Annotated in this window: 25 protein-coding genes and 1 pseudogene; 13 read left to right on the forward strand and 13 right to left on the reverse strand. The window is 64.6% G+C overall.

Features of this window, described 5'->3' with window-relative positions:
- The first annotated feature begins 39 nt into the window (after positions 1-39).
- On the forward strand, positions 40-2,331 hold the full coding sequence (gene metE, locus CAG34_RS24935) for a 5-methyltetrahydropteroyltriglutamate--homocysteine S-methyltransferase (RefSeq protein WP_085593018.1): 2,292 nt from the start codon (positions 40-42) through the stop codon (positions 2,329-2,331).
- Between the two features lie 136 nt (positions 2,332-2,467).
- On the opposite strand, the gene CAG34_RS24940 is transcribed toward metE, so the two are convergent.
- Positions 2,468-3,646, reverse strand: a complete 1,179-nt coding sequence (locus CAG34_RS24940; RefSeq protein WP_085593020.1) for an acetyl-CoA C-acetyltransferase — start codon at positions 3,644-3,646, stop codon at positions 2,468-2,470.
- A 175-nt stretch (positions 3,647-3,821) separates the two neighbouring features.
- Here CAG34_RS24940 and CAG34_RS24945 point away from each other — a divergent pair, with 175 nt between their 5' ends.
- The gene (locus tag CAG34_RS24945; RefSeq protein ID WP_025340633.1) at positions 3,822-4,088 is read left to right on the forward strand and encodes a PepSY domain-containing protein; all 267 of its coding nucleotides are present in this window, start codon (positions 3,822-3,824) and stop codon (positions 4,086-4,088) included.
- Entirely contained in the window at positions 4,085-4,618 is a 534-nt protein-coding gene (locus CAG34_RS24950) for a cytochrome b/b6 domain-containing protein (RefSeq protein ID WP_025340632.1), read from the forward strand. Before CAG34_RS24945 ends, CAG34_RS24950 begins: the two co-directional genes overlap by 4 nt.
- 118 nt (positions 4,619-4,736) lie before the next feature.
- Here CAG34_RS24950 and CAG34_RS24955 read toward each other — a convergent pair whose 3' ends face one another.
- The 4 genes from CAG34_RS24955 to CAG34_RS24970 are packed head-to-tail and all read right to left on the reverse strand — an operon-like array spanning position 4,737 to position 8,871.
- Complete coding sequence (locus CAG34_RS24955; RefSeq protein ID WP_075046367.1) at positions 4,737-5,846, reverse strand: agmatine/peptidylarginine deiminase; 1,110 nt, start codon at positions 5,844-5,846, stop codon at positions 4,737-4,739.
- A gap of 3 nt (positions 5,847-5,849) precedes the next feature.
- Complete coding sequence (locus tag CAG34_RS24960) at positions 5,850-6,935, reverse strand: extracellular solute-binding protein (RefSeq protein ID WP_139833451.1); 1,086 nt, start codon at positions 6,933-6,935, stop codon at positions 5,850-5,852.
- A gap of 2 nt (positions 6,936-6,937) precedes the next feature.
- Complete coding sequence (aguB, locus tag CAG34_RS24965; RefSeq protein WP_085593024.1) at positions 6,938-7,834, reverse strand: N-carbamoylputrescine amidase; 897 nt, start codon at positions 7,832-7,834, stop codon at positions 6,938-6,940.
- The gene (locus CAG34_RS24970; protein ID WP_085593026.1) at positions 7,831-8,871 is read right to left on the reverse strand and encodes an agmatine/peptidylarginine deiminase; all 1,041 of its coding nucleotides are present in this window, start codon (positions 8,869-8,871) and stop codon (positions 7,831-7,833) included. Before CAG34_RS24970 ends, aguB begins: the two co-directional genes overlap by 4 nt.
- Before the next feature lie 135 nt (positions 8,872-9,006).
- On the opposite strand from CAG34_RS24970, the gene CAG34_RS24975 reads away from it, so the two are divergent.
- From CAG34_RS24975 to CAG34_RS24985, 3 genes are all read left to right on the forward strand, one after another.
- Positions 9,007-9,867, forward strand: coding sequence for a LysR substrate-binding domain-containing protein (locus tag CAG34_RS24975; protein WP_025340627.1), 861 nt, complete (start codon positions 9,007-9,009; stop codon positions 9,865-9,867).
- Between the two features lie 251 nt (positions 9,868-10,118).
- Positions 10,119-11,330 (forward strand): enoyl-ACP reductase FabV, encoded by a 1,212-nt coding sequence (gene fabV, locus CAG34_RS24980; protein WP_075046363.1) that lies wholly within the window; start codon positions 10,119-10,121, stop codon positions 11,328-11,330.
- Between the two features lie 167 nt (positions 11,331-11,497).
- Positions 11,498-12,406, forward strand: a complete 909-nt coding sequence (locus CAG34_RS24985) for an alpha/beta fold hydrolase (protein WP_085593028.1) — start codon at positions 11,498-11,500, stop codon at positions 12,404-12,406.
- 125 nt (positions 12,407-12,531) lie between these two features.
- Here CAG34_RS24985 and CAG34_RS24990 read toward each other — a convergent pair whose 3' ends face one another.
- Genes CAG34_RS24990 through CAG34_RS25005 form a run of 4 tightly spaced genes read right to left on the reverse strand, consistent with a single transcriptional unit; the run spans position 12,532 to position 14,503 of the window.
- A complete protein-coding gene (locus tag CAG34_RS24990; RefSeq protein WP_003260709.1) occupies positions 12,532-12,873 on the reverse strand; it encodes a HopJ type III effector protein in 342 nt (113 codons plus the stop codon).
- Positions 12,866-13,162 carry a DUF1244 domain-containing protein gene (locus CAG34_RS24995; RefSeq protein WP_003260708.1) on the reverse strand — a complete coding sequence of 99 codons (297 nt, stop codon included), beginning with the start codon at positions 13,160-13,162 and terminating at the stop codon, positions 12,866-12,868. Before CAG34_RS24995 ends, CAG34_RS24990 begins: the two co-directional genes overlap by 8 nt.
- Positions 13,163-13,171: 9 nt before the next feature.
- A complete protein-coding gene (gene folM, locus CAG34_RS25000) occupies positions 13,172-13,909 on the reverse strand; it encodes a dihydromonapterin reductase (RefSeq protein WP_046616343.1) in 738 nt (245 codons plus the stop codon).
- Between the two features lie 33 nt (positions 13,910-13,942).
- Positions 13,943-14,503 (reverse strand): hypothetical protein, encoded by a 561-nt coding sequence (locus CAG34_RS25005; protein ID WP_015271784.1) that lies wholly within the window; start codon positions 14,501-14,503, stop codon positions 13,943-13,945.
- Positions 14,504-14,702: 199 nt separating this feature from the next.
- On the opposite strand from CAG34_RS25005, the gene CAG34_RS25010 reads away from it, so the two are divergent.
- Entirely contained in the window at positions 14,703-15,638 is a 936-nt protein-coding gene (locus CAG34_RS25010; protein WP_025340623.1) for a MerR family transcriptional regulator, read from the forward strand.
- On the opposite strand, the gene CAG34_RS25015 is transcribed toward CAG34_RS25010, so the two are convergent.
- Positions 15,623-16,240, reverse strand: a complete 618-nt coding sequence (locus CAG34_RS25015) for a hypothetical protein (protein WP_085593030.1) — start codon at positions 16,238-16,240, stop codon at positions 15,623-15,625. The two genes, CAG34_RS25010 and CAG34_RS25015, sit on opposite strands and share 16 nt — an antisense overlap.
- A 56-nt stretch (positions 16,241-16,296) precedes the next feature.
- Complete coding sequence (locus CAG34_RS25020; protein ID WP_085593032.1) at positions 16,297-16,725, reverse strand: PAS domain S-box protein; 429 nt, start codon at positions 16,723-16,725, stop codon at positions 16,297-16,299.
- A gap of 128 nt (positions 16,726-16,853) precedes the next feature.
- On the opposite strand from CAG34_RS25020, the gene CAG34_RS25025 reads away from it, so the two are divergent.
- Positions 16,854-17,309, forward strand: coding sequence for a flavodoxin (locus CAG34_RS25025; protein WP_025340620.1), 456 nt, complete (start codon positions 16,854-16,856; stop codon positions 17,307-17,309).
- A 36-nt stretch (positions 17,310-17,345) separates the two neighbouring features.
- On the opposite strand, the pseudogene CAG34_RS25030 reads toward CAG34_RS25025, so the two are convergent.
- Positions 17,346-18,215: pseudogene (locus CAG34_RS25030) on the reverse strand (LysR family transcriptional regulator); the annotation flags it as partial.
- Positions 18,216-18,311: 96 nt separating this feature from the next.
- Here CAG34_RS25030 and CAG34_RS25035 point away from each other — a divergent pair.
- From CAG34_RS25035 to CAG34_RS25050, 4 genes are all read left to right on the forward strand, one after another.
- Entirely contained in the window at positions 18,312-18,698 is a 387-nt protein-coding gene (locus CAG34_RS25035; protein WP_075046354.1) for a CidA/LrgA family protein, read from the forward strand.
- Positions 18,688-19,374 (forward strand): LrgB family protein, encoded by a 687-nt coding sequence (locus CAG34_RS25040; RefSeq protein WP_024087732.1) that lies wholly within the window; start codon positions 18,688-18,690, stop codon positions 19,372-19,374. The genes CAG34_RS25035 and CAG34_RS25040 overlap by 11 nt, the downstream gene beginning before the upstream one ends.
- 176 nt (positions 19,375-19,550) lie before the next feature.
- On the forward strand, positions 19,551-20,456 hold the full coding sequence (locus CAG34_RS25045) for an alpha/beta fold hydrolase (protein ID WP_085593034.1): 906 nt from the start codon (positions 19,551-19,553) through the stop codon (positions 20,454-20,456).
- A gap of 316 nt (positions 20,457-20,772) precedes the next feature.
- Positions 20,773-21,687: an SDR family oxidoreductase gene (locus CAG34_RS25050; protein WP_046616333.1), complete on the forward strand. Its 915-nt coding sequence runs from the start codon at positions 20,773-20,775 to the stop codon at positions 21,685-21,687.
- 353 nt (positions 21,688-22,040) lie between these two features.
- Here the strand turns inward: CAG34_RS25050 and CAG34_RS25055 are convergent, their stop codons facing one another.
- Entirely contained in the window at positions 22,041-22,823 is a 783-nt protein-coding gene (locus CAG34_RS25055) for an IclR family transcriptional regulator (RefSeq protein WP_025340615.1), read from the reverse strand.
- 174 nt (positions 22,824-22,997) lie between these two features.
- On the opposite strand from CAG34_RS25055, the gene hmgA reads away from it, so the two are divergent.
- Positions 22,998-24,299, forward strand: a complete 1,302-nt coding sequence (gene hmgA / locus CAG34_RS25060; protein ID WP_075046350.1) for a homogentisate 1,2-dioxygenase — start codon at positions 22,998-23,000, stop codon at positions 24,297-24,299.
- Positions 24,300-24,302 lie beyond the last annotated feature (3 nt).

Below are 24,302 nucleotides of genomic sequence, written 5' to 3' on the forward strand. Positions count from 1 at the left end.
AAATCCCCTCATTCATTTATGCATGCTGAGGGACAAGACATGGCACTGGCACACAACCTGGGCTTTCCACGTATCGGCCGCGACCGCGAGCTGAAAAAGGCCCAGGAAGCCTTCTGGAAGGGTGAGCTCGACGAAGCCGGCCTGCGCGCCGTCGGCCGCGAGCTGCGTGCCCGCCACTGGCAGGTGCAGAAAGACGCCGGCATCGAACTGCTGCCGGTCGGCGACTTCGCCTGGTACGACCAGGTGCTGACCCACTCGCTGACCTTCGGCGTGATCCCGCAGCGCTTTCGCAGCCACGACACTGCCAGGCCCACCCTGCAGACCCTGTTCGCCATGGCCCGTGGCGCTGTGGGTGACAGCTGCTGCGGCGGCGCGCACGCTCAGGAAATGACCAAGTGGTTCGACACCAACTACCACTACCTGGTCCCCGAATTCACCGCCGACCAGCAGTTCGCCCTCAGCTGGGAGCAGCTGTTCGAAGAAGTGGCAGAAGCCCAGGCCCTGGGCCACGCGGTCAAGCCGGTGGTTATCGGCCCGCTGACCTACCTGTGGCTGGGCAAGGCCAAGGGTGGCGATTTCGACAAGCTGGAGCTGCTCGATCGCCTGCTGCCGCTGTATGACCAGATCCTCAACCGCCTGGCTGCCCAAGGCGTGGAATGGGTGCAGATCGATGAGCCGATCCTGGCCCTGGACCTGCCTCAGGACTGGAAGAATGCCTACGAGCGGGTCTACAACATCCTTCAGCGGGCGCCACTGAAGAAGCTGATCGCCACCTACTTCGGCGGCCTGGAAGACAACCTGGGCCTGGCCGCCAACCTGCCGGTCGATGGCCTGCACATCGACCTGGTACGTGCGCCCGAGCAGTACCCGACCATCCTCGACCGCCTGCCGGCCTACAAGGTGCTGTCGCTGGGCCTGGTCAACGGCCGCAACGTCTGGCGCTGCGACCTGGAAAAGGCGCTGGAGGTACTGCGCCATGCCCATGAGCGCCTGGGTGAGCGGCTGTGGGTGGCGCCGTCCTGCTCGCTGCTGCACAGCCCGGTGGACCTGGACCGTGAAGACCAGCTCGATGCCGAACTGCACAGCTGGCTGGCCTTCGCCGTGCAGAAGTGCCAGGAAGTGGCGCTGCTGGCCAAGGCCATCAATGCCCCACAAGCCGACGACGTGGCCGCCGCATTGGCCCAGAGCCAGGCCGTGCAGGCCAGCCGCGCCGCTTCGCCGCGTATTCACAAGCCGGCCGTGCAGGCCCGCCTGGCGGCCATCGAGCCCGCTGACAGCCAGCGTCAGTCGGCGTTTGCCCAACGTATCGCCAAGCAGCGTGCGGGGCTCGACCTGCCGGCGTTCCCGACCACCACCATCGGTTCGTTCCCGCAGACCTCGGCGATTCGCCTGGCACGCCAGGCCTACAGGCAGGGCAAGCTGACCGAGGCCGATTACGTCGAGGCCATGCACAGCGAGATCCGCCATGCGGTGAAAATCCAGGAGGACCTGGGCCTGGATGTGCTGGTGCACGGCGAGGCCGAGCGCAACGACATGGTCGAGTACTTCGCCGAGCAGATCGATGGCTATGTGTTCACCCGCTTCGGCTGGGTGCAGAGCTATGGTTCGCGCTGCGTGAAGCCTGCGGTGATCGTTGGCGACCTGAGCCGGCCGAAGGCCATGACCGTGGAATGGATAAAGTACGCCCAAGGCCTGACCAGCAAGGTGATGAAGGGCATGCTGACCGGCCCGGTGACCATGCTGATGTGGTCGTTCCCGCGTGAAGACGTGAGCCGCGAAGTGCAGGCGCGCCAGCTGGCGCTGGCGATCCGCGACGAAGTGGTCGACCTGGAAGCAGCGGGTATCAGGATCGTGCAGATCGACGAAGCGGCCTTCCGTGAAGGCCTGCCGCTGCGCCACGGCGCCTGGGCCCATTACCTGGAGTGGGCCACCGAGGCCTTCCGCCTTTGTGCCTCGGGGGTGCGTGACGAAACCCAGATCCACACCCACATGTGCTACAGCGAGTTCAACGACGTGATCGAGTCGATCGCGGCGATGGATGCCGACGTGATCACCATCGAGACCTCGCGCTCGGACATGGAGCTGCTGGCGGCGTTCGAGCGGTTCGCCTACCCCAACGAGATCGGCCCGGGTGTATATGACATTCATTCGCCACGGGTGCCGACCCGTGAGGAAATGGTCAAGCTGCTGCGCAAGGCTGCCCGGCGTATCCCGGCCGAGCGCCTGTGGGTCAACCCGGATTGCGGGCTGAAGACCCGTGGCTGGCCGGAGACCGAGGCAGCGCTGGTGAACATGGTCGCAGCTGCCCGCGAGCTGCGTGCCACTGCCTGATTTTTCGCTGCCTGTACCGGCCCTTTCGCGGGTAAACCCGCTCCCACAGGGCCCCCACTGGATTCAGCTTCAGTGGGGTCCCTGTGGGAGCGGGCAAGCCCGCGAAGAGGCCGGGCCTGCTTGAATCAGTCCGAGATCAACGCTCGATTGCCAAGGCCACGCCTTGCCCGCCACCAATGCACAGGGTTGCCAGGCCTTTCCTGGCGTCCCGCTTGATCATCTCGTGCAGCAGGGTCACCAGCACCCGGCACCCGGACGCACCAATCGGGTGGCCAAGGGCAATCGCCCCGCCATTCACGTTGACCCGCGCGGCATCCCATTCCAGCGCCTTGCCCACGGCCAGCGCCTGCGCGGCAAAGGCTTCGTTGGCTTCGATCAGGTCCAGCTCGGCCAATTGCCAGCCGGCCTTGTCCAGGCAGCGCTGGGTGGCCGAAACCGGGCCGATGCCCATGATCGCCGGGTCTACACCGGCACTGGCATAAGCCGCGATCCTGGCCAGCACCGGCAGGCCCAGGGTCTTGGCCTTGGCGGCGCTCATCAACAGCACGGCGGCGGCGCCGTCATTCAGGCTCGAGGCGTTGCCGGCGGTGACGCTGCCATCCTTCTTGAACGCCGGGCGCAGTTTGCCCAGGGATTCGGCGGTGGTATCCGGGCGTGGCTGCTCGTCCCGCGCGAACACCTTGGGTTCTCCCTTTTTCTGCGGCAGCACGATCGGGGTGATTTCATCATCGAAGCGGCCGGCCTCCATCGCCGCTACCGCCTTGCGCTGCGACTCGGCGGCAAAGGCATCCTGTTGCTCACGGCTGAGGCCGTACTGGTCCACCAGGTTTTCGGCAGTGATACCCATGTGGTAGTCGTTGAAGGCATCCCACAGGCCGTCGGTGATCATGCTGTCGATCAGCTGGCCATGGCCCATGCGCTGGCCGGTGCGGGCCGACGGCATCACGTAGGGGGCAAGGCTCATGTTCTCCTGGCCGCCGGCGATGACTACCTCGGCGTCGCCGCAGCGGATGGCCTGAGCGGCCAGGTGCAGTGCCTTAAGGCCCGAGCCGCAAACCTTGTTCAGGGTCATTGCCGGTACGCTGAAGGGCAGGCCGGCCTTGATCGCGGCCTGGCGTGCCGGGTTCTGCCCGGCACCGGCGGTAAGCACCTGGCCGAGGATGACTTCGTCGACCTGCGCCGGGGCCAGCCCGGTCTGTTCCAGCAGGCGCTTGATCACTGCGGCACCCAGGTCTACTGCAGGCACAGTGGCCAAGGCGCCCTGGAAGCTGCCGATGGCGGTACGGGTTGCGGCGACGATGACCACGTCGTTCATGTTGTTGTTCTCCGTGCGATGGGCGTGATGCCTCAAGCATCGGTGGCTTTGGCTCATTTGTTAAGTTTGTTTTTCTTTGCGATTGATGCGTAAAGCAAATGAATGAGCGTAAAGCGGCCTGCAGAACTATGCTGAGGGATGCGCTTTTACACTCATCTGAATGGAGTTCATGCCCATGCGTACATTGATCGCCATGACCCTCTTGATCGCCAGCAGCACCGCATTCGCGGCCACCGAATGCACCACCGCTGACAAAAGCACCTGGCAGGATCAGGAAAAATTCCAGGCGCAGCTCAAGGAGCAGGGCTACAAGATCAACAAGTTCAAGGTCACCAAGGGTAACTGCTACGAGATCTACGGTTTCGACAAGGATGGCAAGAAGGTTGAGATCTACCATGACCCAGTGACGGGCAAGGCAGTCAAGACCGAGTACCACGATTGAACAGCGACGGCACGGTACAGCTGTGGGACCCCCTGCTGCGGCTGTGCCACTGGTCGATCGCCGTGGTGTTCTTCGCCAACTACTTCTTCAACGAAGAAGGTGAAGACTGGCACCAGTGGCTGGGTTACTACGCACTGGCCGTTGTGGTGGTGCGTGTGATCTGGGGCTTTGTCGGGCCACGCAGCGCGCGTTGGGCCGACTTCTGGCCAACCCCGGCAAGCCTGGTCGGGCATGCCCGGGCGCTGCTGCATGGGGAGCTTGACCATCACATGGGGCATTCGCCGATTGGCGCCCTGGTGATGATGCTGATGTTGACCTGCATTGCCGGCCTGGGCCTTACCGGGTGGGCGTCGCAGGAGGTGGACGCGCTGTTTGGTGTCGACTGGCCGATGGACCTGCACAGCTGGCTGGCCAACGCGCTGCTGGTGCTGGTTTGCGTGCATGTGCTGGCGGCCATCTACGAGAGCGTGCGCATGCGGGAAAACCTGCCGTGGTCGATGATCACGGGGCGCCGTCGGCACCGCGATTGACTGTGGCGGCCTCTTCGCGGGCTTGCCCGCTCCCACAGGAACTGCACAAATCTTGAGTCTTGTGGAGTGCCTGTGGGAGCGGGCAAGCCCGCGAAGAGGCCAGCACAGGCAACACCTGCTACACCGCCGGGCACTGATGGGTCACACAGTGAATCCCCCCGCCCCCCGCAGCAATGGCATCGATATCCAGCTGCACGATATCCCGCCCCGGATACAACGCCGCCAGCAGCCCCCGCGCTTTCTCGTCCGCCGCCCCATCGCCAAACTGTGGCGCAATGATCGCGCCATTGATCACGAAGTAGTTGATGTACCCAGCGGCAAAGTCATCATTGCCTTTGCTGAACCTGTTGCGCCGCCCGTGCAGCGGCGGCGACACGACGTGCACCTGCAATCTGCGGCCCTCGGCATCGGTGGCCCGCTTGAGGATATCCAGGTGCTTGCGCGTCACGGCGTAGTCATACGAGTCCGGGTCGTTATCCAGGTTGGCAATCACCACCCCCGGCCTGACGAAGCGGGCATAGAAGTCCACGTGCCCGTCGGTGATGTCCTGGCCGGCGATGCCCGGTAGCCAGATGATCTTGCTCAGCCCCAGGCGCTCCTTGAGCTCCGCCTCGATCTCGGCCTTGCTCCAGCCCTTGTTGCGGTTGGCGTTGACCCAGCTGCTCTCGGTCATGATGCCCGTGCCGTGGCCGTCCACCTCTATGGCGCCGCCTTCACCCACCAGGTCGCTGCGCTGGTAGCGGGCACCGGCCAGCGTGGTCACGCGCCTGGCCAGTTGGGCATCGTTGCGGTGACGTTGCTTGTTGCCCCAGCCATTGAAGTTGAAGTCCACCGCCGCCAGGGCTCCGTCATCATCGACGACGAAGTTGGCGCCGATGTCGCGCATCCAGATGTCGTCCAGCTCGCACTCGACGAAACTTGTGCGCTGGCTGGCACAGTGCTGCTCGGCCAGCTCGCGCTCGCTGGCCCGGCAGAACACCGTCACTGGCTGATAGCGCGCGATGGCCTGGGCGATGCGACCGAGGGCGGCCTGCACATCGGCGGTGAAGTCCTCCCAGATCGCATCCTGGGCGCCAAAGGCGATGAATGCGCGTTGCTGCGGCTCGCCTTCGTCCGGCATGAACCAGCGCCCCGGTTCTTCGGCGCGGGCCAGGCCCAGCGGCAGGCCGAGGCTGGCACCGAGGCCGGCGGCCAGCGAAAGTTGCAGGAAGGTTCTACGGCTTGGCATGGCTCAGTCCTGTGCAGTCTTGAAGCGGGTCCACACGCGCATGCGTGCACGCATGTCGGCCTGTGGGATATCGCGGCCCGGGATCAGCCGGGCATAGGTGGCTTGGTCGAGGTAGATATCGGGGTTGTCGCGCATGCGCGGGTCCACTGCCTGGCGTGCCTTGGCGCTGGCGGTAGGGTAACCGGTGAAGTTGCTGATGGCCGCCATGTTCGCCGGGCGCATGACGAAGTTGATGAAACGATAGGCGTATTCCGGGTGCTTGGCATCGGCCGGGATGGCCATGGTATCCATCCACACCGTGGTGCCTTGGCGCGGTACGCGGTACTGGAAGTCGAGATGCTTGCCCGCGGCATCGGCGGTACGCTGCGCCTGGATCACGTCGCCACTGTAGCCCAGTGACAGGCACAGGTTCTCGTTGACCAGTTCGGTCACCGGTTGCGACTGGAACTTGCGCACGTACGGGCGAATCGCCTTGAGCAGTTCGCTGGCTGCGGCCAGGTCTTCGCGCTTGGCACTGCGTGGCTCGCGGCCCAGGTAGTTGAGGACCACTGCCAGCACTTCGTCGGGTGAATCGATGACTGAAATACCGCAGTCGGCGAATTTGGCTGCCAGCTCCGGCTTGAACAGCAGGTCGAGGTTGTCCAGCGGTGCATCGGGCATGCGCTGGCGGACTTTGTCGGCATTCACCGTAAGGCCGATGGTGCCCCAGGTGTAGGGCACGGTCGCCTGGCTGGCCTTGGGGTACCGGGCGTGCAGCTGACGCAGCCCGGGCTCGATGTCGTTCAGGGCCTCCAGGCGGCTGTGGTCCAGTGGCTGCAGGCTGCCGGCGCGCATCAGGCGCTCGGCGACGGTATCACCGGGGAAGACCAGGTCGTAGCCACTGCGCCCGGACATCAGCTTGGCCTCGAGCACTTCGCTGCCGTCCATCACGTCGTAGATCACCTGGATGCCGGTTTCGGCCGTGAACTGCTTGAGAGTGTCCTCGGCAAAATAGTCGGCCCAGTTGTACAGGCGCAGCACGGGCTGCTCGGCCTGAGCCTGGCAGGCGCAGACGGCCAGCGCCAAGGCGGCCAGAACGTGGCGTTTCATGCTCATGCCCTCAGGGTGTGTGGGTGGGTGCCGTCCAGGGTCAGCAGCGGTGCGTACATCTCCGGTCGGCGATCGCGGTAGATGCCCCAGCTCAGGCGGTCTTCCCGCATGCCGGCCAGATCCAGGTCGTGCAGCCAGATGCCACTGCTGTCGCGGTCGGCTTCGGCGAGCATGGCGCCCTTGTGGTCGCAGATGAACGACGAGCCATAGAAGCGCATGGCCAACGATGCGTCGCTGGCTGCGACTTCTTCGCCCACCCGATTGGCCGCCACCACCGGCAACAGGTTGGCGGCGGCATGGCCGCGCATTGCTACCTGCCAGTGGTCGCGCGAGTCCAGTTCGGCACAGCCGGGCTCGGAGCCGATGGCGGTGGGGAACAGCAGCACTTCGGCGCCCATCAGTGCCAGGCAGCGGGCGGTCTCGGGGAACCACTGGTCCCAGCAGATGCCGATGCCCAGGCGGCCGAAGGCGGTGTCCCAGACCTTGAAGCCGGTATCGCCGGGGCTGAAGTATTCCTTCTCCTGGTAGCCAATGGCGTTGGGGATGTGGGTCTTGCGGTAGACGCCAAGCAGGCGGCCATCGGCATCGGCCACGGTCAACGAGTTGAAGAAGGCATTGCCGGCGCGCTCGTACCAGCTCAGCGGCAGCACCACGCCCAGCTCGCCGGCCAGTGCGGCGAAGCGCTGCAGGATCGGGCTGGCGGGGTAGGGCTGGGCGAGGGCCTGGTGCTGGTGGTCCTGTTCGATGCAGAAGTACGGGGTGGCGAACAGCTCCTGCAGCAGGATCACCTGGACCCCCTTGGCGGCAGCCTGGCGAACCAGCTGTTCGGCGCGGTCGAGGTTGCCAGGCAGGTCCCAGCTGCATGGCATCTGGGTGGTGGCGATGCGTAGCAGACTCATGGCTGCACCTCGGGTTGTTGCTGGGTGATGCAATGGATGCCGCCACCGCCATGGGCGATGTGGTCGATGCGCACCGGTACGATCTCCCGGCCCGGGAACGCGTGGGCCAGTTGCGCGGCGGCTTCCTGGTCGGCGGCGATGCCATAGGCCGGCATGATGATCGCGCCGTTGGCGATGTAGAAGTTGGTGTACGAGGCGCAGAATACCTCGGCGTCCTGGTCGACGGCGGCGCTGGCTTCATACAGGTCGAGCAGCTCGAAGTGCCGGCCTTGCGCGTCGGTGGCCAGTTCCAGGGCGCGGCGGTTTTCCCGCACGACTTCGGCGTATACCGAATGCTGGTCATGGGTGGCATCCACCAGCAGCGCGCCGGGTCGGGCGAAGGCGCATACACCGTCGACGTGGCCGTCGGTCATGTCGCCGGTGATGTATTGTGGGTCGCCCGGTAGCCAGATGGTCTTGCGGATGCCCAGGTAGCGGGCGAAGCAGGCCTCGAACTCGGCCTTGCTCACGCCAGGGTTGCGGTTGGGGTTGAGCAGCACCGACTCGGTGGTGATCAGGGTGCCTTCGCCGTCTACATGAATCGCCCCGCCTTCGTTGCACAGCGCCGTGCTGAAACCGTCCAGGCCCAGGTGGTCGAGGATGCGCCGGCCGAGGCTGCGGTCCTGGCCGTGCTGCGACTTGCCTCCCCAGGCGTTGAAGCGCCAGCTCAGGCCGGCCAGGCCATGCTGTGGGTGGCAGACGAAGCCAGGGCCGCTGTCCCGGCACCAGCTGTCGTCCACGGCCATTTCGACCAGTTCGATATTGGCGCCGCAGAGGGCACGTGCGCTCTGCAAGGCCGAAGGGTCGACCACCATCTTCACCGGCTCGAAACGGGCGATGGCTGCCGCGACCCGGGCGTAGTCCTGCTGTACGTCGGCCAGGCGCACGTGCCAGCCGCTTTCCCACAGGGCCTGGTTGTGTGGCCAGACCATCCAGGTGGCAGCGTGGCGGGCCCATTCGGCGGGCATGCGCCAGCCGCTGTCGAGGGACAGGTGCATAGTGAACTCCGATCAATTAAGGATTTTTATCAACGAAGCCCGCCGTCGCGGGTGTTGATGTCCATGCTATGGCTAGGCTTGGCCTGCGACAAACGATAGATTTAGCGCACATCTGATCAGCAGGGCTTATCAATCATGCTCAAACACTGGCCACCCCTGAATGCCCTGCGCGGCTTCGAAGCCGCTGCGCGGCTGGGCAGCTTCCACAAGGCCGCCGAAGCGCTGAACCTGACCCAGTCGGCCATCAGCCAGCAGATACGCAGCCTGGAAACCTACCTGGAGCAGCCGCTGTTCCACCGCAGTGGCCGCAGCGTGAGCCTGACCGACGCCGGGCACGACCTGCTCAGCACCACGCAGTCGCTGCTGCAGCACCTGGCGGTGGGCATTCGCCGGCTCGACCAGTACCGCAAGCCCAACCAACTGGTGGTCAACACCAGCCCGGCCTTTGCCAGGCACTGGTTGCTGCCGCGGCTGGCCGACTTTCACCAGCGCTGCCCGGATGTCGACTTGTGGCTGTTCACCAGTTTCGAGGTGCCGGACATGGCGACCGAGACCATCGACCTGGCCATCCGCGACGACCTCAGTGCCCAGGCCGAGTGCAGCTTCAACGTGCTGCACCAGGACCAGCTGTACCCGGCCTGCCACCCGGCGTTGCTGCAAACGCCGATGTCGCGGCGCACCACCTTGCATGGCGAGCGCGAGATGGACTGGAGCCACTGGCAGCTGGAGGGTGGCGAGGATGTGGGGCAGCAGGGCAAGGGGCTGAACTTTTCCGACCCCGGGCTGCTGCTGGATGCGGCGAGCGAGGGGTTGGGGGTGGCCCTGGTCAGCCAGTTGCTGGCGCGGCGGGCGGTGGAGGAGGGGCGTTTGCAGGCTTTGTCGGCGCAGCGCGTGCGTGGGCCGGCGTGGGCGTGCCTGGTGCATCGGGACAGCCAGGATGATCCGCTGGCCCGGCAGTTCCTGGAATGGCTGAAAGGGGCTCTCTTGTCAGATTGATGTTGCCTGCACTGGCTCTATCGCCGGCAAGCCAGCTCCCACAGGTCCCTCACAGGGCTCAAGTTTTGCGCCGTCTTTGTGGGAGCTGGCTTGCCGGCGATAGGGCCGGTACAGGTAATCCACCGTTTTGCATCCCCAAGATCACCCCGTAATATGTGTCGGATAACCTGCGGGGGTAGTCTCACCCTCTGATCAACCGGAATCGCCCATGACGGCGCTTCCCCCGGCATAAACCTGACGAGGTACAGACATTGGCCATCATTCATCCTAAGGTCCGCGGTTTCATCTGCACCACGACTCACCCGAAGGGCTGCGAGCTCAACGTCCGTGACCAGATCGAAGCCACCCGCAAGCTGGGCGTGCGCGAGGATGGCCCGAAGAAGGTCCTGGTCATCGGTGCTTCCAGCGGCTACGGCCTGGCAGCCCGCATCACCGCGGCGTTCGGCTTCAAGGCCGACACCCTGGGCGTGTTCTTCGAAAAGCCAGGCACCGAGACCAAGGCCGGCACCGCTGGCTGGTACAACGCTGCAGCCTTCGACAAGTTCGCCAAGGCCGAAGGCCTGTACAGCAAGTCTATCAATGGTGACGCTTTCTCCGACGAAGCCCGTGCCAAGGTCATCGAACTGATCAAGAACGAAATGGGCGGCAAGGTCGACCTGGTCATCTACTCGCTGGCCTCGCCAGTGCGCAAGCTGCCGCAGACCGGTGAACTGGTGCGTTCGGCCCTGAAGCCGATCGGCCAGCCGTACAAGTCGACCGCCATCGACACCAACAAGGACACCATCATCGAGGCCAGCATCGAGCCGGCTACCGAGCAGGAAATCGCCGACACCGTCACCGTCATGGGTGGCCAGGACTGGCAGCTGTGGATCGACGCCCTGGCTGGCGCCAACGTGCTGGCCGAAGGTGCTCGCACCGTGGCCTTCAGCTACATCGGCAGCGACATCACCTGGCCGATCTACTGGCACGGTGCGCTGGGCCAGGCCAAGCAGGACCTGGACGAAACCGCCCTGCGCCTGGACAAGAAACTGGCCGGTGAAGTGAAGGGCGGCGCCAACGTGGCGGTGCTGAAGTCGGTGGTTACCCAGGCCAGCTCGGCCATCCCGGTGATGCCGCTGTACCTGTCGATGGTGTTCAAGATCATGCAGGAGAAGGGTGTTCACGAAGGCACCCAGGACCAGCTGGACCGCATGTATCGCGACCGCATGTACCGTGCCGACGGCGCGCCGGCCGAAGTCGACGAGAAGGGCCGCCTGCGCCTGGACGACTGGGAACTGCGTGATGACGTACAGGACGCCTGCAAGGCGCTGTGGCCGCAGGTGACCACCGAGAACCTGTTCGAGCTGACCGACTATGCCGGCTACAAGAAGCAGTTCCTCAACCTGTTCGGCTTCGAGCGCGCTGACGTCAACTACGACGAAGACGTGGCTACTGATGTGAAGTTCGACTGCGTCGAGCTGTAATCGCTGCCGGCCTGTACCGGCCCTTTCGCGGGTAAACCCGCTCCCACAGGGATCCCTTTTAACTTGAGGGAAATGGAGTACCTGTAGGAGCGGGTTTACCCGCGAAGTGGCCGGTACAGGCTATAAAATCTTTGCTAGCTTTGGCGCACAACAACAGGGAATGTGCCATGAGCAGCCTCACCCAACCCGCCACTGCCTTTCGCCACACCGCAGCCGACGGCTACAGCCTCGGCGGCTTCCGCTGGCGCCACGCCCGACCTGACCCCCAGCGCCCGCTGGTGATCATCAACGCTGCCACCTCGGTACGCTGCCGCTACTACTCGCGTTTCGCCGACTACCTGTTCGCCCAGGGCTGCGATGTGCTGACCTACGACTACCGTGGCATCGGCGAATCCCGCCCGGCCTCGCTGCGCGGCTTCCAGGCATCCTGGAGCGACTGGGGCCGGCTGGATTTCGAAGCCATGCTGGTGCATGCCGCAGAACATTTCCCCGGCCAGCCGGTGGACGTGGTGGGGCACAGTTTTGGCGGCTGCGCAGTGGGGCTGGCACCTTCGGCGAGCAAGGTTCGCCGGGTGGTGATGGTTGGTGCGCAATTCGCCTATTGGCGCGATTACGCGGCTGACCAGCGTTGGCAACTGTTCGGCAAGTGGCATGTGGTAATGCCGCTGCTCACCCGGGTGTTCGGTTACTTTCCCGGCAAGCGCCTGGGTTGGCTGGAGGACACGCCATCCGGCGTGGTGCACGACTGGACCACCCGTACCCCACGCTATGAGCACCGACCCAGCGGGCGTGCACTGGAGGCACTACCGTTCGCCCAGGTGCGGGCGGCGACGCTGGCCATCAGCCTGACCGATGACCCCTTTGGTACCGTGGCGGCGACCGAGCGTTTGCTGGGCTATCTGCAGGGCGCCGAGCGCCAGCACCTGCGCATTGCGCCTGTGGATATCTCGGTCGATGAAATTGGCCATTTCGCATTCTTCCATGACCGCTTTCGCGAAAGTTTGTGGCCGCTGGCCTTGCAGTGGTTGCAGCAGGGTGGGTTGGCGGGTGAGGTCCCAGGAAGGATCATGGGTTGATGCTGTCTGCACCGGCCTCATCGCCGGCAAGCCAGCTCCCACAGGGGGATGATCAGTTTGAAGGCAGCGGGGTACCTGTGGGAGCTGGCTTGCCGGCGAAAGGGCCGCGGAGCGGCCCCAAAATCTCAAGCCTTGCGTGCAAGCGGCAGCTCGGCAAACTTGACGCCCGCCAGCCCATGCTTGATCAGCGCACGGATATTGCCATGGTCGCTGCCCTCCGGCGTGGCCACCACGTCACGGTAGTGCTCGCCAAAGGCCAGCAGCGCTTCCTGGTCGCTCAGCCCTTCCAGCAGCGCCAGGCCCAGGGTCTTGCACGAACCTTCGTTCTGCCCGGCCGCATTCGCCACGCCGCCATTGTCGAAGGCCTGTGGCTGGTAGCTGTAGTTGTCGGCAATGAACGCCAGGGTGTCGGCAAACACGTGTTGGCCGCTGGCCAGGCTGGCGCGCAGGGTGTTCAGGTCAGTCACGGGGTTTTCCTTTTTCGAACGCCGCTTGTTGGTCGGCGCTGGCTTCTTTCTGGTATTGGGCTTTCCACTCGGCGTAAGGCATGCCGTACACCGCTTCGCGGGCGTCATCCAGGCTCAGGTCGAGCTGGCGCTCATCAGCCGCGGCCTTGTACCACTTGGACAGGCAGTTGCGGCAGAAGCCGGACAGGTTCATCAGGTCGATGTTCTGCACGTCGGTGCGCTTCTGCAGGTGTTCGACCAGGCGCCGGAACGCGGCGGCCTCGAGTTCGAGCTGTTGCTGTGGGGTCATGGGCTTCTCTCAGGTCATGCGGTTCTTCAGGTGGCGGCCACCGTTGATGACCACCTGGCTGCCGGTGCTGTACTGGCTGGCGAGCAGGTACTTGACCGTCTCGATCAGCGGGCCGGCGCCGGGTTCGAACTCCAGCAGGGCCTTTTTCAGGGTCTGCTGGCGGTAGGTTTCGTCACCCCCTTCCTTGAGGATCAGCAGCCCCGGCAGGATACCGTTCACATGCACCTTGGGCGCATATTTTTCGGCGAACGACAGCACCATGTTCTGCAACGCGGCCTTGGTCGCGGCGTAGCCGATGTGGCTTTTGCTGCCGCGTGAAGAGGTTTCGTCGCAAATGTGGATGATGTCGGCCTTTTCCACCTTGGCCAGCAGGTCGCCCAGGGCCAGGTTGAGGTGGTAGGGCGCTTCGACGTGCAGGCGGAACATGGTCTCGAGGTTGTCGAGGCCATCGTCGAGCCACAGCGAGGCGTTGTGGATGATCGCGCGCAGGCCGTCGTAATGGTTGTGCAGATAGTCGATCAGGGCCTGGCGGTCGGCCGCCTGGCACAGGTCGGCCTGGAACTGCACGATGTTCGGGTGGGCCGCCTGTGGCTGGACGCTGCGGCTGGCACTGACCACCGTATGGCCGGCCTGTGCCAGTTCAAGGGCCAGGGCCAGCCCGACGCGCTGGCTGGCTCCGGTAACGAGAATGGGGCTGTTCATGTTCGGGGCGGTCAACTTGTCTGTCCTTTGGTTGCCGCCCAGCATACCCGAACTGTCTACCGCGTGTACGGCCTGGCCTCAGCGGCTGCGCAGGGCGCCAGCAGGGGCCGGGGATGCATGCAGCCAGCCGGCCAGCAGGCGGGTGGAAAGGGGGATGAACAGGTAGACCATCACCGGCGTCAGGCCCAGGGTGCTGAGCAGTACCCGGGGCACCAGGTCCAGTGCTGCCAGCCAGTGGCCGAACACCAGGTTGAACACCAGCGAGACGGGGAAGAAGGCCAGCCAGATGGCCACGGCCTGCTTCCAACGTGGTGGTTTTTGCACCATATTGGTGCCAAACCAGTCGTCGATGCCGCTTACGCGCGCCTCTTTGGGGCGTTCGAACAAGCCGTTGCCGCGCTGCAACCAGGCCCGTCGCGAGGCGGAATGCTCCCAGGCATGCAGGGTCGGCTCGTCGCTGAAACGGAAAATGATCTGGAATTCGTCGCTGTCGCGGGGTGGCGCCAGGATGCCCGAGCCAAGGTAGCCGGGGAAGTCGGTGGCCAGCTGTTCGCCTTCATGCAGCCAGGCCAGCAGGTCCTGGTAGCGGCCATGGGCGGCGCGGCGCGACACCATCAGGGTGACGGGTGGGGTAGACATCGTGTATCTCCTGGCAACGGGGCTGGCGGGTAGCCGGCCCCTTTGGCTGTGTGGCCCGGGGTGGTGGGCGACGCAGGCGTGCATGCAAGAATCGGGCGCGGATTATCGCCCATGTGCGATCTTCGGCAACTGTCAGCCGGCAAACGGTTGCCGTAGTAGACTAGGTGTTCAACTTGGGCACACAGGGTACCCCTTGCAGATGAACGAACAGGGACTGAACCCAGTAATCGATGCGAGCCTCGCGCAGCAGGACCTGTTTCCGATCCGTGAGGTTTCCCGCCTGACCGGTGTCAACGCCGTGACCTTGCGCGCCTGGGAGCGCCGCCATGGCCTGATCCAGCCAACCCGCACCGACAGTGGTCACCGCCTGTATTCCCAGGCCGACATCGATGACATCCGCCGCATCCTTGGCTGGTTGGAGCGCGGCGTGGCGGTGAGCAAGGTCGCCAGCATCCTCGCCCGCGACCATGCCCTAGCCGGGCAGGCAGGTGGCGCGACGGGCGCCTGGGTGCGCTGGCAGCAGCAGATTCGCCAGGCGCTGCAACGTTTTGACCTGGCCGGCCTGGACCGCCTGTTCGACGAAGTGTTTGCCGCCTGCACCCTGGACCAGGTATTCAGCGAAGTGTTCATGCCGGTGTGGCATGACCTGGCGGTCGGGCAGGGCGGCTACGGGCAGGCCAGCGAGTGGCTGTTCCTCGATCAGTTCCTGCGTGGCCGGGTGTTCGCTCGCTTGCAACTTGCCCGTGTACTGCGCAGCCGCATGGTGCTGCTGGCACCGTTGCCGGGGCAGTGCCACGAACTGGAGTTGCTGGTGACCAGCCTGATCCTGGGCAGTGATGAAGTTGGCGTGACACCACTGGCGAGCGGGCAGCCGCTGGCAGAACTGGCGCTGGTCTGCGAGCGCCTGAAACCGGATGCCCTGGTGCTGTTCTCCCACCAGCCGCCCACGGCGGAACTCACCCGGCGCCTGACGCGCCTGGTGGCAGGGCTGGAATGCCCGTTATTACTGGCGGGTGAAGCGGCGGAACTGGCACAGGACAGCCTGGCTGGCAGCCCGATCGCCTGCCTGGGCGCACAGGGTAGTGTGATGCGCCAGCGTTTGCGGCAGTTTCTGGCCGGTCAGTTCGATACCTGAGTGTGTAGCTCGGGGTGGGCCCGGCGATGGGCCTGGAGAATGTAGTCGCGCAAGCGTTCGATCTCTTCGGCCGGGCTTTGGCTGAGGTCGTAGGCGGCCAGGTCCGGGCCGATGCGCCGGCCCAGCACGCCATGCAGTTCGATGGGGGGGATGCCGCCAGGGGCGAAGCTCAGTTCGAAGCGGGCTGGTGCCGCTGGCAGGCCACGGACTTCCAGCAATGTACCCTTGAACGAAATATCGCGAACCCACAGGCCGCTTTCCTGCCCATGGGCATCGAGCAGCGCGCTCGGCTGCTCCATCGACAGGCGCCAGGGGCGCAGCATGGGCCCGTCCTCGTAGATTTCCGGTGAGCCCAGTTGCAGGTGCAGGGCGTGGAACTCGTCTTCCACCAGTTGCAGCGGGAAGCTGATCTGCTGGTTGTTGAACTGGGCCTGCAGGGTTACCTGCTCGTTGGCCACCAAGCGGGTGAGCAAGCTCTGGATGCGGCGGTCGCCATTGACCAGCAGGCTCGACATGGGGTCGGCCAGGTTCAACTGCGGCGAATGCTGCATGTTCTGTATGAAATCCAGCTCGTCCTGGGTCAGGAGCGCTTCTGCTTGCATGATCGAACTCGATGGCGATTTCTTCAACGGGATTGACCGTGCGTGGCGTACTTGGTTCAGGTGCGTTCGTCGGGTTTCGGACGAACGCGCAGTTGCGCCAGTTCCCGCTCCAGTTCGACCTGTCGAGTGACGTCTTTCTGGATACCGATGAAGTAGGTGCGCTGTTCTCCGTCGTGCCTTACCGGGGTGATCGACAGTTCGTTCCAGAAAGCGCTGCCATCCTTGCGGTAGTTGCGCAGCACTTCGCGGCACGGCCGGCCTTCGGCCAGGGCCTTGCGGATGCGGGCGCGGCCAAGCTGGTCGCGGTCGTCGGCCTGCAGGAAGCGGCAATCCTGGTAGAGGATTTCGTCACGGCTGTAGCCGGTCAGGCGTTCGAAGGCCGCGTTCACGTAGATGAGGATGGTGTCGTCGCCTTCCTGTTCGGCGACCACGATGCCGTCATTGGACGCATCGACCATGGATTGCAGTAGTTGCGCGTTGATCATGTTCGGGCCATTGAATAAACAAGGGTGCGAAGCAGGGCTGAGGATGGTGACTTTGGTAGAGGCGGCCTTTTGCCAGCGCCGGATGCTAGTATCCTACGTTTTCACTCAGTTTCGGAATCCTCTACCCGATGAAAGTCGCCATTATTTCCGGATCGGTCTACGGCACCGCCGAAGAAGTCGCCCGTCACGCTGAATCGCTGCTCAAGGCTGCGGGCCTGGAGGCCTGGCATGCGGCGCGCGCCACCTTGCAGGACCTTGAAGGTTTCGCCCCCGACGCCTTGCTGGCCGTGACCTCGACCACTGGCATGGGCGAACTGCCGGACAACCTCATGCCGTTGTACAGCAGCATTCGCGATACCCTGCCTGCGGCCTGGCGTGGCCTGCCGGGTGCGGTGATTGCGCTGGGTGACAGCAGTTATGGCGATACCTATTGCGGTGGTGGCGAGCAGATGCGCGAACTGTTTGCCGAGCTGGGCGTGCGCGAAGTGCAGCCGATGCTGCGCCTGGATGCCAGCGAGACGGTGACTCCGGAGGCGGATGCAGAGCCTTGGTTGGCTGAGCTTGTTCAAGCACTGAAAGCCTGAGGTATTTCCCCCGCCCTTGCTGCCGAGCACCGGCCACTCGCTCACCAACGCCAACCACGCCTGCGCCGCCCGTGACAGATACGCCCCGCGCCGCCAGATGAACGCGATATCCCAACGCAAATCCCCCGGCGAGCGCAGCGGCAAGCGCACCACACCGGGGCGCTCCAGCGCTTTCGCCACCACACGGGGCAGCAGCACCACGCCCTGGCCCGCCGCCGCCAGCGCCGCGAGGAAGTCCGCCTGGCCACTGCGCCCGCCTTCCTTGGGGGTAAAACCCTGCTGCTGGCACGCCTTCAGCAACCGGTCATTGAGCACGAAGCTGCGCTGGTAAAGCAGGAACGGGGTATCGGCCAGCTGCTGCAGGTCCACCCCGTCCTGGCCCGCCAGTTCGTGGCCGGCAGGCAACAGGGCATCCAGTGGTTCGTTGCAGAACGGCTGGTAGTCGAACGCCTCGTCACTGGGCGTCAGGCTGCCACCCAGTTCCAGTTCGCCACTCTTGACTGCCTGTTCGATGCTGCGGCTGCCGCCTTCGAGCAACTGGACCGCGATGTTCGGGTGACGCCGCCGATACTCGGCGAACAAGCCGGCGAACAGCGCGTCGCTGCCCAGCATCGGCAAGCCCAGGCGCAGTTCACCGCGGCCCATCTGGCTGAGGTCGTCCAGTTCGCTGAGCAGCGCCTGACGTTGGCGCAGCAAGGATTCGCCACGCTCCAGCACGATGCGCCCGGCAGCGGTCAGGTGCAGCTGCGAGGCCTGGCGCTCCAGCAGCGGCTGGCCCACATCTTGCTCCAGTTGGGCCACCTGTTTGCTCACCGCCGACTGGCTGATGTGCAGGGTCTGCGCCGCCTGGGTAAAGCCGCCGCGGTGGACCACTTCGATAAAGCTGCGCAGCTGTTTGAATTCCATGATCGCAATTCCATTCTGGAATGGCGTTCAGTCTAACAATTCGCTTCTGGCCTAGGCAGCCAAATCTTAAAATGAGGGCCTGTCGAGGAACCCCCCATGAAACCCGCGTTATTGAAAAAAGCCCTGCGCCTGCTCGTCGAGCTGGCGATCCTCTGTGCCTTGTTCCTGTTCGGTGGCCAGCTTGCCACCTGGCTGGGCTGGCCGATTCCTGGCGGTGTGATGGGCCTGGCATTGCTGCTGTTGCTGTTCGCCTCGGGTGTGCTCAAGCCGGCCATGCTGCAACTGGGCGCCGGCTGGCTGATGGCTGAGATGCTGTTGTTCTTCATCCCGGCGTTGATGAGCCTGCTCGATTACGGCGCCCTGATCCGTGACGAGGGCTGGCGCATCCTGCTGGTGATTGCCGTGAGCACCTTGATGGTAATGGTGGTGACCGCGTTGACCGTGGAACTGGTGTGCCGCTGGAGTTTGCGCCATGAGCCTTGAACCCATGCCGCTGTTCTGGCTGGCCCTGACCTTGCTGGCGTACCTGGGCAGCCGCTGGTTGTACCGGCGCAGCGGGCGCTACCTGCTGTCGCCGCTGATCCTGGTGCCGGTTCTGTTGCTGGCGGTGGCCGTGCCGCTGCACACCGCCTATGCCGAGTACGCCCGCAACACCCATTGGCTGATGAGCGTGCTTGGCCCGGTGACCGTGGCCTTCGCGGTGCCGATCTGGCAGCAACGGGCCATGCTGGCGCGCCACTGGCCGGCACTGATGGTGGGCATGGTCGCCGGCAGCAGCGCTTCGATCGCCAGTTCCTGGGGGTTGGCTCATATGTTGGCGCTGGACAGCGCGACCAGCCTGTCGCTGGTGCCGCGTTCGATCACCACGCCCTTTGCCATGCCATTGGCCCATGACCTGGGTGGCGTACCGGAACTGACGGCGGTGTTCGTGATGTTCACCGGCGTGCTGGGCGCCATGTTCGGCGGCGTGCTGCTGCGTTGGTTGCCGTTGCGCACGCCGCTGGCGCGGGGCGCGCTGTTCGGCGTCGGTGCCCATGGCGCCGGTGTCAGCCGGGCGCAGGAGGTAGGCCGCGAGGAAGGCTCGGTGGCCGGCCTGGTCATGGTCCTGACGGGGCTTTTGAACCTGTTCGCGGCACCGCTGCTGGCCATGCTGCTCTGACCGTTCGTGCCACTGACTCGCCAAGTCATCAAGCTGGCTGGCAACGCAAGTTCCAGCCCATGGGCTGCTGGCTAGACTCAGCCTCGACATAGAGAGCACATGTAAGTGCCGAGGTGACATGCAATGACCGCAGCCTTGCTCTATTCCACCAACACCACTTCACCGGGACCGTTCTGATGCCCATGGCCGAAATTCCATTGTGCGTCTGGCGTACCCGGGGACAGAGTTTCAGCTTCCGGGGCCAGAGCATCCGCTACTGGACCGCAGGGCAAGGAGAGCCCCTGCTTCTGTTGCACGGCTTCCCTACTGCCAGCTGGGATTGGCGCTACCTGTGGGGGCCATTGGCCCAGCGCTTCCGGTTGATCGCCTGCGACATGCTCGGATTTGGTGATTCGGCCAAACCGGTCGATCACCTGTACAGCCTGATGGAGCAGGCCGACCTGCAGCAGGCCTTGCTTGCCGAGCTGAAGGTCGACCAGCCCGTGCATCTGCTGGCCCATGACTACGGCGGCAGTGTGGCGCAGGAACTGCTGGCGCGGCATCATGAACAGCGCGCCAACATCGCCAGCTGCGTGTTCCTCAACAGCGGGCTGTTCCCCGAAAGCTGCCGCATGCTGCTGATCCAGAAGTTGCTGCTCAGCCGTCTGGGCTGGCTGGTAGGACGTTCGTTCGGGCGTGACGACCTGGTGCGCAGCGTGATCCAGGTCTACGGCTCTTGTACCCAACCCAGTGAAAGCGTACTGGATGACTTCTGGAGTTTGATCGCCGCCAACCGTGGCACGCGCATCCTGCACAAACTGGTGGGGTACATGCCGGAGCGCAGGTTGCACCGCGAACGCTGGGTTGGCGCGATGCAGCACGAAGGCGTGCCGCTGCGCTTGATAAATGGCGTGGTCGACCCGCTGTCCGGCGCGCACATGGTGGAGCGCTACCGGCAACTGGTGCCGGAGCCGGACACCGTGCAGTTGCAGGGCATCGGTCATTACCCGCATACCGAAGCGCCGGTGCAGGTGCTGCGCCATTACCTGGCCTTTCGTGAACAACCGCTGAGCTGTTTCCAGCAGAAAGTGGCGTGGTCCTGACAGGGCCTCATCGCCGGCAAGCCGGCTCCCACAGGTACAGCGCAGGCCTGGAGGCCGGCGCGGTTGGTGTGGGAGCAGAAAGTGGCGTGGTCCTGACAGGGCCTCATCGCCGGCAAGCCGGCTTCAACAGGTACAGCGCAAGCCTGGAGGCCGGCGCGGTTGGTGTGGGAGCTGGCTTGCCGGCGATGGGCCGCACAGCGGCCCCATAACCATCGTGCTGCGTTATTGCCAGGCATTCAGCCTGCGTGAGCTTGATTGTCCGCCCGCCGCTGGCGGCGGACACTCGGCTGACCTGAACCTGCCTGGAGCCATGAGCATGAGCGAGCCTGTCCGTCTGCAAGATCGCGTGGTGATCGTCACCGGAGCCGGGGGCGGCCTGGGCCGTGCCCATGCGCTGCTGTTCGCTGCGCGTGGTGCGCGGGTGGTGGTCAACGACCTCGGCGGCTCCACCCACGGTGAAGGTGCCAGCGCCTCTGCCGCCGACCGGGTGGTAGCGGAGATCCGCGCCGCTGGTGGCAGTGCCATTGCCAACCATGACTCGGTCAGCCACGGCGCGCGTATTGTCGAGCAGGCCCTGGACAGCTTCGGCCGGGTCGATGTGCTGGTGAACAATGCCGGCATCCTGCGTGACAAGACCTTCCACAAGATGGAAGACAGCGACTGGGAGCAGGTGTATCAGGTGCATGTCGAGGGGGCTTACAAGGTCACCCGTGCCGCCTGGCCGCACCTGCGCGAGCAGAACTGGGGGCGGGTGATCTTCACCGCTTCCACGTCCGGCATCTACGGCAACTTCGGCCAGGCCAACTACGGCATGGCCAAGCTGGGCCTGTATGGGCTGACTCGTACCCTGGCGATCGAAGGGCGCAAGCACGGCATCCTGGTCAACGCCATCGCCCCCACCGGTGGTACCCGCATGACCGAAGGGTTGATCCCGCCCCAGGTGTTCGAGCGGCTCAAGCCAGAGCTGGTCAGCCCGCTGGTGGTGTACCTGGGCAGCGAGCAGTGCCAGGGCAGTGGTGAGCTGTTCGAAGTGGGCGGCGGCTGGGTGGGCAAGGTGCGGTGGGAGCGCAGCCTGGGAGTAGGCTTCGATCCGCGCGAAGGCTTTACCCCGGAACAGGTGGCGGAGAACTGGGCACGAATAGGCGACTTCGATGGGGCAGTGCACCCACAGGACAGCTTGCAGGCGTTGCAGCAGATGATGGCGAACTTGCAGAAGTATCCGCTGGGCTGAGCTTTGTACTACCTGTGCTGGCCTCTTCGCGGGCTTGCCCGCTCCCACAGGGATCTCACTGCCCTCAGGCTTGGTGATATCCCTGTGGGAGCGGGCAAGCCCGCGAAGAGGCCAGCACAGGCGACGGAAATTTTCAGGGCAAATAAAAAAGGCCGCTGCAAGCCGCAGCGGCCAATCGAGACGTCAGATCAAGGAGCTTCAAAATCTACGTCGGTGAACCTCGCAGGCCTGAAAGGCGGGGGGGAGAGCCCTTCATGCCGGCCAGTGAGTTAAGAATAAGCGCCTGATCCTGTAGGAAAAATAGCCGCTTATGACATTCACCTTTACGTATCGGGCAATAGTGCCGCAAGCGCTCAGCCGGCGGGCGAATAGCCCATGCGCCAGCTGGTTTCCCGCGCTGCCGCCAGCAGCCGTTGCGCCGCCGGGCCATGCTCGTCGGCATGGAAGATCGACGTCGGCCCGACCACGGTCATCACCGCGGCGACCTGCCCCATGGCATTGAACACCGGGGCCGACAGTGCATCCACGCCCGGCATCAACAGCCCGTGCACATGGTGCAGGCCACGTTCACGAATGCCCGCCAGTACCGCCTGGTAGTCGGCGGCGCTGTGCTGCAGGGCGGCCAGTTCCCGGTCACGCAACTCCACGGTCTCGCGCTCGGGCAGGTAGGCGGCGAACACCAGCCCGGTGGACGACGTGAGCAGCGGCAGTACCGAGCCGATCTGCGTTACCACGGTGACCGCGCGTACCGCCGGCTCGATGCTGACCACTGTCGCGCCCTGGTTGCCCCATACGGCAACGAAGCAGCTTTCGTTCAGTTCATCGCGCAGCTGCGACAACGGTAGCGCGGCAATCTTCAGTACATCGATGCTGCCCAGCGCCGCCAGCCCCACCCGCAGTGCCTCGCGCCCCAGGCCGTAATGGTTGGTGGCCGCATCCTGCTCGGCAAAACCGCTGGCGATCAATGCCTGCAGGTAACGATGCACCTTGCTCGCCGGCATCTGCACATGTTCCGCGAGGCGTGACAGGGAGGTGGACGGGGAGAGCTCGGCAAGGGCCTTGAGGATGTCGGTGCCGACCTCCGCCGAGCGGACTTTCTGCTTGCCGTTGTCGGCGGGGGAGCTGGCTTTGGCCATGGACGTCTTCTTCCGGATTCGTCGAGTCGCGCCTTTATAGCTTGACGCATTGCCCGTAGCAAATTACGTTATTCGTAATCTGATTACGATAAAAACAATGCAGACGCGCTGCCACCCCGCCCCGGGCCAGCAGCCAGCTGCCAGCAACGGCTCGGCCAGAGCCCGGAGGCATCGATGAATCGCGATACGTCACCCGACCTTCACTACCTCAGCGGCTTCGGCAACGAGTTTGCCAGCGAAGCGCTGCCAGGGGCCTTGCCGGTCGGGCAGAACTCGCCGCAGAAGGCGCCCTATGGGCTGTATGCCGAGCTGCTCTCGGGCACGGCGTTCACCATGACCCGCAGCGAGCTGCGCCGCACCTGGCTGTATCGTATTCGTCCGTCTGCCTTGCACCCGCGTTTCGAGCGCCTGGCGCGTCAGCCGCTGACCGGCCCGTTGGGGGCCATCACCCCTAACCGCCTGCGCTGGAACCCCCAGCCAATCCCCGTCGAACCGACCGATTTCATCGAGGGCTGGCTGCCCATGGTGGCCAACGCCGCTGCGGAAAAACCGGCCGGCGTGAGCATCTACATCTACCGCGCCAACCGGTCGATGGAGCGGGTGTTCTTCAACGCCGACGGTGAACTGCTGCTGGTGCCGCAACAGGGCCGCCTGCGCATTGCCACCGAACTGGGGGTGATGGAAGTCGAGCCGTTGGAAATCGCGGTAATCCCGCGTGGCATGAAGTTCCGCGTCGAACTGCTCGACGGCGAGGCCCGTGGCTACATCGCCGAAAACCACGGCGCGCCGCTGCGCATCCCGGACCTGGGCCCGATCGGCAGCAACGGCCTGGCCAACCCGCGCGACTTCCTCACCCCGGTGGCGCACTACGAAGAGGCCGATGGCCCGGTGCAGCTGGTGCAGAAGTTCCTGGGCGAACATTGGGCCTGCGAACTGCAGCACTCGCCACTGGACGTGGTCGCCTGGCACGGCAGCAACGTGCCGTACAAGTACGACCTGCGCCGCTTCAACACCATCGGTACGGTCAGCTTCGACCACCCGGATCCATCGATCTTCACCGTGCTGACCTCGCCGACCAGCGTGCATGGCCTGGCCAACATGGACTTCGTGATCTTCCCGCCACGCTGGATGGTGGCCGAGAATACTTTCCGTCCACCATGGTTCCACCGCAACCTGATGAACGAGTTCATGGGCCTGATCAACGGTGCCTACGACGCCAAGGCCGAGGGCTTCCTGCCGGGCGGTGCCTCGCTGCACGGAGTGATGAGCGCCCACGGCCCCGACGCCGAAACCTGCGAAAAGGCTATTGCCGCCGACCTGGCGCCGCACAAGATCGACAACACCATGGCCTTCATGTTCGAGACCAGCCAGGTGCTGCGCCCGAGCCTGCAAGCCCTTGAATGCCCGCAGTTGCAGGCCGACTACGATAGTTGCTGGGCCACCTTGCCGAGCACCTTCAACCCGAACCGGAGATAACCC

It is taken from the genome of Pseudomonas sp. B14(2017) (assembly GCF_002113255.1).
Classification (GTDB): Bacteria; Pseudomonadota; Gammaproteobacteria; order Pseudomonadales; family Pseudomonadaceae; genus Aquipseudomonas; species Aquipseudomonas putida_Z.